This is a genomic window from Synechocystis salina LEGE 00031 (assembly GCF_015207985.1).
Lineage (GTDB): Bacteria > Cyanobacteriota > Cyanobacteriia > Cyanobacteriales > Microcystaceae > Synechocystis > Synechocystis salina.
Window position 1 is genome coordinate 83,733 of record NZ_JADEVV010000009.1, and the last position, 10,388, is coordinate 94,120.

Sequence of the window (10,388 nt, forward strand, 5' to 3'; positions counted from 1 at the left end):
TTTTCCGTTGAGATAGTCTATGGCTGATTTTGTGAACGCTTCCCCCTTTGGCTCTGTGTTAACTGCTATGGTCACCCCCTTTAATGCCGATGGCGGGGTGGATTATGGGGTAGCGGAAAAATTGGCTGACCATCTTATTACCCATGGCAGTGACGGCCTGGTGGTCTGTGGCACTACGGGGGAGTCCCCCACCCTTTCCTGGGAGGAAGAACATGAACTGTTTCGGGTGGTTAAACAAACCGTCGGCGATCGGGGCTCCGTCATTGCCGGCACCGGCTCCAACTGCACCAGGGAGGCCATGGAAGCAACCCAGATTGCGGCCAAGTTGGGGGTAGATGGTTCCCTCCAAGTGGTGCCCTACTATAACAAACCGCCCCAGGAAGGTTTATTGGCCCATTTCCAGGCGATCGCCCGCTGTGCCCCGGAGTTGCCCATGATGTTGTATAACATCCCCGGTAGAACGGGCCAAAATTTGGCTCCGGAAACGGTATATCGTCTGGCGGAAGTGGAAAACATTGTGGCCATCAAAGAAGCCACCGGCAGTTTGGAACAGGCTTCCCTGATCCGGGCCCATACCCCGGAGGATTTTGCTATCTATGCCGGGGATGATGTGCTCACTTTACCCCTTTTGGCAGTGGGAGGGGCCGGGGTGGTCAGCGTGGCCAGCCATCTCGTTGGCGATCGCCTCCAGACCATGGTGCAAAACTTTGCCCAGGGAGCAACGGCCCAAGCCCTCGAAATTCATCTGCAGTTAATCCCCCTATTTAAAATTCTCTTCTGCGCCACCAACCCCATCCCGGTCAAAACGGCCCTAGGACTCCAGGGTTGGCCCGTGGGAGCCTTCAGACCCCCCCTCTGTGCCCTGTCCTCTAGTCACACTGAACAACTACAAGCCGTACTAAGGGATTTAGCCTTACTTCCCTAGGGGAGAGAAGCCGGGGATAACTGTTGGGTCAACCGGAGGAAAATAGACTGGATGAAGGGGGAAACTTGACCTTGGTCATGGCAGTCAGAGGATGTCAATGACGGACCACAATAATTTTTGATCAATTACCATCACCCCCATTGCTAAAACCCAACCCAATGTTGATAATTTCTCTATTTTTTTCTCAGCATAGGTACTTATCTGGAGAGTATGTGCTAGAATGGCATGAACTTAAGAGCGAAGTAAGTTTTTCAATTCCGTCCAAACCTGAATAGATAATCCATCCTCTATGCAAGCTAGTTCATTACACCGATTAGCTACCGGCTTTAGCGTCTTCTTCCAATTTTCGACAGTTTCCGAGTCCAGGATGAGCTAAGTTTTTCCCAATCAGTATTCCTTGCAGCCCTCCAGCACTAGAGTTTGCTCTCTCCCCAATGGCTTCAGAGACCACAAATACATTCACTCCCTGGGACGTTGCCAAAATTCGATTCTGCCCATCCCTATTCCCCAAGAAATAAGGTGGAATACTAACCCAAAGATTGAATTGCATCGGTCATTTGCTGGTCACTTAGCCCCACTTTTGCTCTACTCAAGCCTCAGTTTTTTCTTTGATTTCTTCAAGTTGTGCCGCAACTGTTGATTTTCCCTAGCTAAATTACAACGTTTTTTTATTTACATTATGGCTAAGAATACCCAAACCCCTACCCTTAAAATTCTTCCCCTTGGTGGCCTGCACGAAATTGGCAAAAACACCTGCGTCTTTGAGTACGACGATGAAATTTTACTGCTCGATGCTGGGCTCGCTTTTCCCACCGATGACATGCATGGCGTCAATGTTGTACTGCCCGATATGACCTATCTGAGGGAAAATCGCGAGAAGATCAAGGGCATGGTGGTTACCCACGGCCACGAAGACCACATTGGTGGCATTGCCTATCACCTCAAGCAGTTTGACATTCCCATTATCTACGGCCCCAGGCTAGCCATGGCCCTGCTGCGGGACAAGCTGGAGGAAGCGGGCATGCTGGAGCGCACCAATTTGCAAACCGTCTCCCCTCGGGAAATGGTGCGTTTGGGTAAATCCTTTGTGGTGGAGTTTATCCGCAATACCCACTCCATTGCCGACAGTTACTGTTTGGCCATCCACACGCCCCTGGGGGTAGTGATGCACAGTGGAGATTTTAAAATTGACCATACCCCCATTGATGGCGAATTTTTTGACCTGCAAAAGGTAGCGGAATATGGCGAAAAAGGCGTGCTTTGTTTACTGAGCGACTCCACCAATGCGGAAGTGCCGGGTATCACCCCCTCCGAAGCCTCCGTTATTCCCAACCTAGACCGGGTTTTCTCCCAGGCGGAAGGTCGTTTGATGGTGACCACCTTTGCTTCTTCGGTGCACCGGGTCAATATTATTCTCAGCTTGGCCCAAAAACATCAGCGGAAAGTGGCTGTGGTGGGACGGTCGATGCTCAATGTCATTGCCCATGCCCGTAAGTTGGGTTACATCAAATGCCCAGACAATTTATTTGTGCCCTTGAAGGCGGCCCGCAATTTGCCGGACCAACAACAGTTAATTTTAACCACCGGATCCCAGGGGGAACCCCTTGCGGCCATGACCCGAATTTCCAAGGGAGAACATCCCCAAATTAAGATTCGCCAGGGAGACACGGTGGTCTTTTCGGCCAATCCCATCCCCGGTAATACCATTGCGGTGGTCAACACCATCGATCGCCTGATGATGCAGGGGGCCAATGTAATTTACGGTAAGCACCAGGGCATCCACGTTTCTGGCCATGCTTCCCAGGAAGAACACAAAATGTTGCTGGCCCTCACCCGACCCAAGTTCTTTGTGCCTGTGCACGGGGAACACCGTATGTTGGTCAAACACTCCCAGATGGCCCAAGCCCAGGGCATTCCCAGTGAAAACATTGTCATTGTCAATAATGGTGATGTAATTGAACTGACCGGCGATCGGATCCGGGTGGCGGGACAAGTGCCTTCCGGCATTGAATTGGTGGATCAGGCGGGGATTGTCCACGAAAGCACCATGGCGGAGCGGCAACAAATGGCCGAAGACGGTTTGGTGACGGTGGCAGCGGCCCTGAGCAAAACTGGTACATTATTAGCCTATCCGGAAGTCCATTGTCGGGGCGTGGTGATGACCATTCAGCCTAAATTGTTGGAAGAACTAATTGTGCGTACCATCGAAAATTTCCTGACAGAGCGGTGGTCAGAGTTCACCCATGGTTCCAATGGCTCCACGGAGGTTAGTTGGAATGCTTTGCAAAAAGAATTGGAGTCCAGTCTGCAACGACTAATCAAACGGGAACTGCAAAGTAGTCCCATGGTCTTGTTGATGTTACAAACTGACACCCCCATCGAATTGGATCAGGTACCCCAAAGCATCAGTGTTGCTTCCAGCACTCCAACACCCCGTAAAAAAGTGGTTCTGACTAAAACCCCAGAACCGAAAGTGAAAGCTAAACCGGAAAAAAAAGTGGTTACCACTGCCGAGCCTAGCGGCCAGCCGGTCAGCGCCACCAAGGTTTACCGTCGTAGTCGCAAGCGCTCCACTACTTCTGTTTCTTCCTAATATCCAGTATGGTTTTGGCTGGGGTTCTATCCATTGGACCCTGGCCAATTTCTTTGTAAGTCCGGTAATTGTCGAGCAAAATTAATGTCCACTGTAATTCCCACTTCCCAAGAACCTGTCACCCTCCCCAATGAAATCCTGGAAATTTCCATCAGCATTGCTGTCAAGGAGCTAGACCCAAGCCTAGTCAATGAACAATTTTTGAAGTTCAGTGGCATTGTGCCCAACGAATGGGAGTTGAACCAACAGCCGGTGGTGAGTAAAGCTGGCTCCCAATTGGTGTTTAAGAATGGACTCAGCATTGTGGCCCAGCCCCGTTCCCTGACGTTTTTAGAAGGGATGAACGATAAAACGGCGGAAGTGATAACCGTGGGTAAAGTCGCCAGTGCCTTTGTCGAAAAATTACCCAATGCCCAATATAACGGTGTGGTGGTAACCCCCAAATGCTTAATTCCCCTGCCGGATCAAAATGACGGTGCCCGGAAGTTCATCACTGGTACCCTACTGGCATCCGGTTCCTGGCAAGATTTGGGCAAGGCCCCTGTGCAGGCGGCGGTGGAATTCACCTATCTTTTGGAAGGCTGTCAATTTAACCTTAAAGTTAACCAGGCGACTTTGCAGATTCCCGATCGCCAGGCGGTGAGTGCGTTGTTGTTTGCGGGTAATTTTAACTACAGCTTGAACAATCCCAACCCCCAGGAACGGGTCAATGTGGCCAAACAGTACATTGAAGCATGGCAATCTGACTTGGATACATTTCGGGCTATTGTCCACGAAAAATTCTTGGCTGAGCAACAGCCCCAAACGGTTTTTGGTTAATTCACCATGGCTCTTGGGGAGTTCCGCAACTCCGACAGGGGCAGATTAAGCTGCAAAAGTTTTTGTTGACCATACTCTATCCATGGATACCAAGCCCCCTCAACAGCGATTAATCGGTTTGACAGGGGGCATTGCCACGGGAAAAAGTACCGTCTCAGACTTTTTAAACCAAAAGTATGGCGTTCCCATCCTTGACGCCGACCTTTATGCCCGCCAAGCAGTGGCATCTGGTTCTAAAATTCTCTTGGCGATCGCCAGGCGTTACGGTCCGGAGATTGTCGATCAACAGGGGCATCTGAATCGGCAAGCCCTGGGGGAAATTATTTTCAATAATGCCCAGGAAAAACAATGGCTGGAATCCCAAATTCATCCCTTTGTTAAACAATGTTTTCAGTCCGCCCTAGCCCAATTAGAACAGGAGCAAACGGTGGTATTGAGTATCCCCCTATTGTTTGAAGCCCAGTTAACGCATTGGGTGACAGAAATTTGGGTAGTTACCTGTGGCCCGGCGCAGCAAATAGAAAGATTAATTCAGCGCAACGGTTTGACGGAGGCACAGGCTTTGGCCCGCATTGCTATTCAGATGCCTTTAGCGGAAAAAATTGCCCAAGCGGATATGGTGCTGGATAACTCTGGACAAATTGCTGACTTAGAATCACAAATTGTAGAGGCCTGGCGATTATTATTTTAAACGGGCATCCTCAACAGATTGATATTGCAAGAGTGCCCCAAAAATTGACACTGGCCAGGCCTTCTTTCAGGTTGGCTCCCGCTAAATTACGCCAATATTATCAGCGGCCAAAGTCAAAATTAAGTCATTGTAATCCCGGTCTGACAAGCCGGAATTGACGGCGATATCTTCAATGCCAATGGTAAGCCTGCCCCCCATACTGCCAAAGGTTTGGAATTGAGCCGCTCCTCCTGGATTGGCATTGGAATAGGAACTAAAGGCGGCGTTAATGTTGTCCTGGGGTAATAAGAGAACACCATAGTTGGCAGTGGAGTCGAGTCCTAAGGCAAAGCCCTGGGTGCCCTGAAAAGCTGGCAATTGGGCCGCCGAGAACACTAAACCTTCATTTTGGGCCTGGGTAAAAGCGGCGGCTAAGTAACCACTCTGCCCCGGCAATAGGCCATTGACTGCCCCAGTTAAATCGTCAGTGCGATAGAAAGCCAGTCCGTTTTCATTGCCCGCCAGACGACGGACAGTGAGGGGCGCCGATTGCCCGGCAAAATTAGTATTAGTGCCTGTATTGGGTAAGCTAAAACTAGCAGTTATGCCCCCGGCAAAGGTGGCTGTGGCATTATTTCCTTCCACTGATAAGCTGGCCAAGGCCAATTGGTTACCGCTACTATCCTGGGCAAAGGGAGTCCAGGTGCCAGTGTCAATGGATTGCACTGCCGTGGTACCAAAGGCCTGCCCTTCAGAAGTGAACCAATTACTGCTCGGATCATCGGAGTACACTTTGTCCACCGTCAAAACATTGGCGCTACTAGCTTGGGCATCACTAAGCACAGTGAGACTAACAGTGCCGTTGGTTAAGCCAAAGGTAAAAGTGCCACCGGCGCTATCGGTACGGGCCACAGTTAAATCGGTAGTTTGGGTTAAGGAAAAACTATTGGCTCCCACTGCTTGACTGACTAAACCGTTAATCCAGCCATTGGCAATTTGGGTTTCGCCTAAATTATTATCTACCCCTTGATTATTATTAAATGTGTTGTTTGTGGAAGGACTATTGAGAAAGCTGTAGCCATAGCCCTGGTTGGTTTGGGATTCATTCCCGGTTAAATTGTTACCCCCACTGCCGACAATGGCGAATCCGTCGCTGTCATTGCCTTGGGAAAAATTATCAATTAATTGGTTGCCGGTGCCCGTTGTGTTGACGGTAAAACCAAAGCCATTATTATTTATGGCGATTACCTGGGGATCATTATCGGGCAACTCTGGGCTGGGTGCACCTCCAATAATATTGTTGAAAGCTTGATCGGTAATTAACAAACCTCCTAAACCATTGCCAAGAGGTGAATCAGTATTAAATCCCCCTCCTATCTGTGAATTAATAACAGTATTATTATGAGCCCGATCACCAATGACTAAACCGTAACCCTTATTGGCGGAAAAAAGATTAATGGGGAGGGCAGAAGGGGTTTGGCTTTGAAAACCACCAATGAAGTTGTTGTTAGCATTGCCACCGATCAAAACACCATGGCCACCGTTGGGTAATGGACTCTCGCCAAAAGTACTAGTGCCAGCAATATTCGGATCAATTGTTACTCCCGTAGCGTTCCCCGTAAGATGAATCCCATGGCGAACATTACCGGAAAACGCATTGGTTCGCAGGGTATTATTGCCCCCGGTGGAAGTAATTAAAATGCCGTCTTGACCGTTTGGAGCAATAGTACTAAAAGCAAATAGGCCACTGAAGGTATTGAAGGAGGTAAACCCGGTAACTTCGTCTTTTACTTCCACACCGTTGAGGGTATTACCGGAAGTTACATTACCCAAGGGAATTATGCTCCCGAACCGAGTATCGCGGGAAGTTCCCTCCACCATCACACCGTTTAAACCATTGCTAACAATGGTGGCATTATTAGCTCCAGCGCCAAAAAAGTTGGCATGGATGATGGTATTATCAGCATTGGTTAAACGCAGACCGTTACCGCCATTACCACTGACAACGTTGTAGAAAACAAAAGGATTTTGATTTACAGTTGTTCCTAACAAAAAGTTGTTGTCAGCTTCGTTAATGGCGACGCCATCAGCTCCATTACCTAAGGCAGAATTTCCATCAGCCACAGTGCCAATGAAGTTCCCCGCTAGGGTGTTAGATTCCGATTGTTGATCAATTGAAACACCGTTGCCCGTATTGCCAGAAATTAAGTTTCCCTGGGGAGGAACAACGAATTTAACCGGGCTCCCATCTCCAAAAGGCCCCGCATCCACGGGATTATTGCCCCCGGTTTCAAAACCACCAATGAGGTTATCACGAGATCCTTGGGTAACGAGAATACCATTGAGTCCATTGCCCAATTTAATCTGTCCAGTTACATCTGTCCCGATGTAGTTCATCGAGATGCGGTTGTTGGCTGAACCTGCTAAACGAATGCCATTGCCTTGGTTTCCGGAAATAACATTGGAAAGCTGAAACTGTCCGCTGACACTGCTGGTAGTACCAATCAAATGTTGGCTCGTTTGAGTACCGAGAAAAATGCCATTTCCCTGGTTTCCCCTGGCGGTCTGGCCATCTAAATCGACACCAATATAGTTACCCTGAATAGTGATGTTATCAACTTCAACGGTAACTCCATTAGTACTACTATCGATAATCCCTAGACCAAGGAGTTGGGACCCTGCAGCACTATTGCCATTGAAATTAGTAAATTTAAGACCAGGATTATTGTTAAAGTTAATCGCTACTAGGGGATTGCCGTCGAAACCTGGGGCGGTGGTGCCGTCTATGGTTAAAGTATCGATAATGTCCGGCAGGGCAGAAAGTAGATTAATCGAACCAGTGACAGCAAAGCTAATTACATCAGCGCCAGGGTTGAGGTTGGCATCTAAAATTGCTTGTCGTAGGGAACCAGCGCCAGAATCGTTAAGATTCGTAACGGTAAAGCTTGCCATAATTTTGATACCAAAACCTTTGTTTAACTGTACACGGTTTTCCTTCCAGGTCTAAACCCAATTAGGCGATCGCCGGGGCGAAAACTGGACTAAGATTAAGTGCCGCAGAAACAAATCGAGATCTATGCCGTCAGTGGGGGTAAATCGCCAGAATTTGAACATTTTAGCTGCTACCACATTTAGCGTTTTGCCCCTACAATAAGACTCCCCGCACACTAGATATGGAGTCTTGTTCCGGCAAGACCGATGGCAGAATGAATCACTTGCAAGAATGGCGGCAAAGTTGTGTAGATGACCAACTGACCCGTCTTAATGTTACTCCCCTGCTGGGGGATGCCCCCGCCCAACATTTGCTTTATGCCGATGCCATCCAGCGTCGTAATGATGGCCGTGTTAGTGATGGTCTGTTGAAACGTTATGCCCACATCGCCGCGGGGGGCTGGTGGTGTTCTGGCATCGATTTATTGTCCGGGGAGAAAGATCTATGGGGGTGTTTTAAACCTGATCGCCCGAGACAGGATGGGGAAAGCAGTAAAACTATTAAATATGAGCATCCCCCCAAAACCCCCACAGGAATTTTTGCCCTGCGGGTGCCCCTTCATCTTTGGGAAAGGATTGCCACTAAAGCAGGGGTAACCCTGACAACGGAGGATCAAGATCCAGACCAGCCGGATTTAGGCTTTTGGCAATGGTTAATGGGCCATCCAGAAATTCCCCTGGTAATTACAGAAGGGGCAAAAAAAGCCGGGGCTCTGCTCACGGCGGGCTACGGGGCGATCGCCTTACCGGGGGTCCACAACGGTTACCGCACTCCTAGGAATGAGCAAGGACAACGCATCGGCAAATGTCAATTAATTCCGGCCCTGGGTAAATTGGCCACTCCCGGCAGACAAATTCTGATTGCCTTCGACCAAGACAGTAAACCCAAAACCATCCAGCAGGTGAATTTAGCCATTCAAAGGTTGGGCTATCTGTTCAGTCGTCAGGGCTGTGAAGTCAAAGTTCTGCAATGGGAGCACCACCTTGGTAAGGGAATTGATGATGTGATTGCTAACCAGGGCAGTGATTATCTGCAACAGTTGGCTAGTAAAGCCCTGCCCCTGGAAATTTGGAAAGCCCACCGGCTCAATCGCCTCACCCATAACCGGGGCGTGGAAGTGGAAGCTCGCTATTTACCGCCCCTGACCATTTCCGCTACAGAAAAATTAATTGCCCTGCGATCGCCAAAGGGCACAGGCAAAACCGAATTTCTGGCCCGCATTGTCCGCCAGGCCCAGGCTGAACACAGGCCAGTGCTGGTCATTGGCCACCGCATTCGTTTAGTACAAGAACTCTGTCACCGTTTTCAGTTGCCCTACGTGGGGGATTTACCCTCTTCTCCCCTGGCTCGCCAAAGGGGTTTTGGTCTATGCATCGACTCCCTCCACGGCCACTCCCAAGCCCAGTTCGACCCGGAACAGTGGCAAGATTGCCTGATTATCATCGACGAAGTGGAGCAAGTGCTCTGGCACGGACTTAATTCCGACACCTGCCGTCGTCAGCGGGTGGCTATTTTGCGGAACCTCAAGCAACTACTGCAACATAGCCTAGAAGGAGAAGGACAAATTTATGTGGCCGATGCGGACTTAACCGATGTTTCCCTCGATTATTTGATCAGTTTGAGCGGTATTCCCCTCCAACCCTATGTGATCCGTAACCATTGGCAACCGGGGGCAGAAGAGGCTTGGCCCATTTATCACTTTGGCGAAAACGATCCCAAGCAACTGGTCAAACAACTGTTACACCATATTCGGGAAGGGGGTAAACCGTTCGTTTGTTTATCTGCCCAAAAGCTCACCAGCGCCTGGGGCACCCGCAACCTGGAAGCTTACCTGAAAAAACAGTTTCCCGATCGCCGTATTTTGCGCATTGACGCCGAATCTCTCTCCGATCCCCACCATCCAGCCCATGGCAGTTTAACTAACCTCAATCAGGTGTTGGCCGACTATGACATTGTGCTCAGCAGTCCCGCAGTGGAAACCGGGGTCAGCATTGACCTGCAGAACCATTTCACCTCTGTTTGGGGTATTGCCCAGGGCATCCAAACCGCCACTTCCGTTTGCCAATCCCTCGGCCGCATCCGCCAAAATATTCCCCGTTATCTCTGGGCCGCTAGCTATGGCTTTAACCAAGTGGGCAATGGAGCTACGGCCATTAGCAAATTCCTCACTGCCGGTCATCGCTTAACGGAGGTCAATATCCGTTTACTGCAACAGTCTGACTTGGATAATTTAGACGACTTAGACACGGGTTTCCAGGCGGAATCTTTGCTTTGTTGGGCCAAAATGGCGGTGCGCATTAACCTGGCCATGGTCAATTATCGGGAATCCATTCTTGGGCTGTTACACCAGGAAGGGCATCAGTTATTGGGGCCGCCCCCGGCTTTACCT

At 49.6% G+C, this 10,388-nt stretch carries 6 protein-coding genes; 5 read left to right on the top strand and 1 reads right to left on the bottom strand.

Annotation, left to right across the window (positions count from 1 at the left end):
* Positions 1 to 19: 19 nt before the first annotated feature.
* The 4 genes from dapA to coaE all read left to right on the top strand — a co-directional run bounded on the left by dapA (position 20) and on the right by coaE (position 5,028).
* Complete coding sequence (gene dapA, locus IQ217_RS04880; RefSeq protein WP_194019117.1) at positions 20 to 925, top strand: 4-hydroxy-tetrahydrodipicolinate synthase; 906 nt, start codon at positions 20 to 22, stop codon at positions 923 to 925.
* 679 nt (positions 926 to 1,604) lie between these two features.
* Complete coding sequence (locus IQ217_RS04885) at positions 1,605 to 3,518, top strand: ribonuclease J (protein ID WP_194019118.1); 1,914 nt, start codon at positions 1,605 to 1,607, stop codon at positions 3,516 to 3,518.
* Between the two features lie 84 nt (positions 3,519 to 3,602).
* On the top strand, positions 3,603 to 4,337 hold the full coding sequence (locus tag IQ217_RS04890; RefSeq protein WP_194019119.1) for a hypothetical protein: 735 nt from the start codon (positions 3,603 to 3,605) through the stop codon (positions 4,335 to 4,337).
* 82 nt (positions 4,338 to 4,419) lie between these two features.
* Positions 4,420 to 5,028, top strand: coding sequence for a dephospho-CoA kinase (gene coaE / locus IQ217_RS04895; protein ID WP_194019120.1), 609 nt, complete (start codon positions 4,420 to 4,422; stop codon positions 5,026 to 5,028).
* A gap of 81 nt (positions 5,029 to 5,109) precedes the next feature.
* Here the strand turns inward: coaE and IQ217_RS04900 are convergent, their stop codons facing one another.
* Positions 5,110 to 7,959, bottom strand: coding sequence for a beta strand repeat-containing protein (locus IQ217_RS04900; RefSeq protein ID WP_194019121.1), 2,850 nt, complete (start codon positions 7,957 to 7,959; stop codon positions 5,110 to 5,112).
* Between the two features lie 254 nt (positions 7,960 to 8,213).
* Here IQ217_RS04900 and IQ217_RS04905 point away from each other — a divergent pair.
* Positions 8,214 to 10,388 (top strand): plasmid replication protein, CyRepA1 family (locus tag IQ217_RS04905; RefSeq protein ID WP_228025686.1); only part of this gene is annotated, 2,175 nt, incomplete at its 3' end.

Coding starts and splice junctions, on each gene's coding strand:
- dapA (WP_194019117.1), top strand. CDS start 20: ATGGCTGATTTTGTGAACGCTTCCCCCTTTGGCTCTGTGTTAACTGCT.
- IQ217_RS04885 (WP_194019118.1), top strand. CDS start 1,605: ATGGCTAAGAATACCCAAACCCCTACCCTTAAAATTCTTCCCCTTGGT.
- IQ217_RS04890 (WP_194019119.1), top strand. CDS start 3,603: ATGTCCACTGTAATTCCCACTTCCCAAGAACCTGTCACCCTCCCCAAT.
- coaE (WP_194019120.1), top strand. CDS start 4,420: ATGGATACCAAGCCCCCTCAACAGCGATTAATCGGTTTGACAGGGGGC.
- IQ217_RS04900 (WP_194019121.1), bottom strand. CDS start 7,959: ATGGCAAGCTTTACCGTTACGAATCTTAACGATTCTGGCGCTGGTTCC.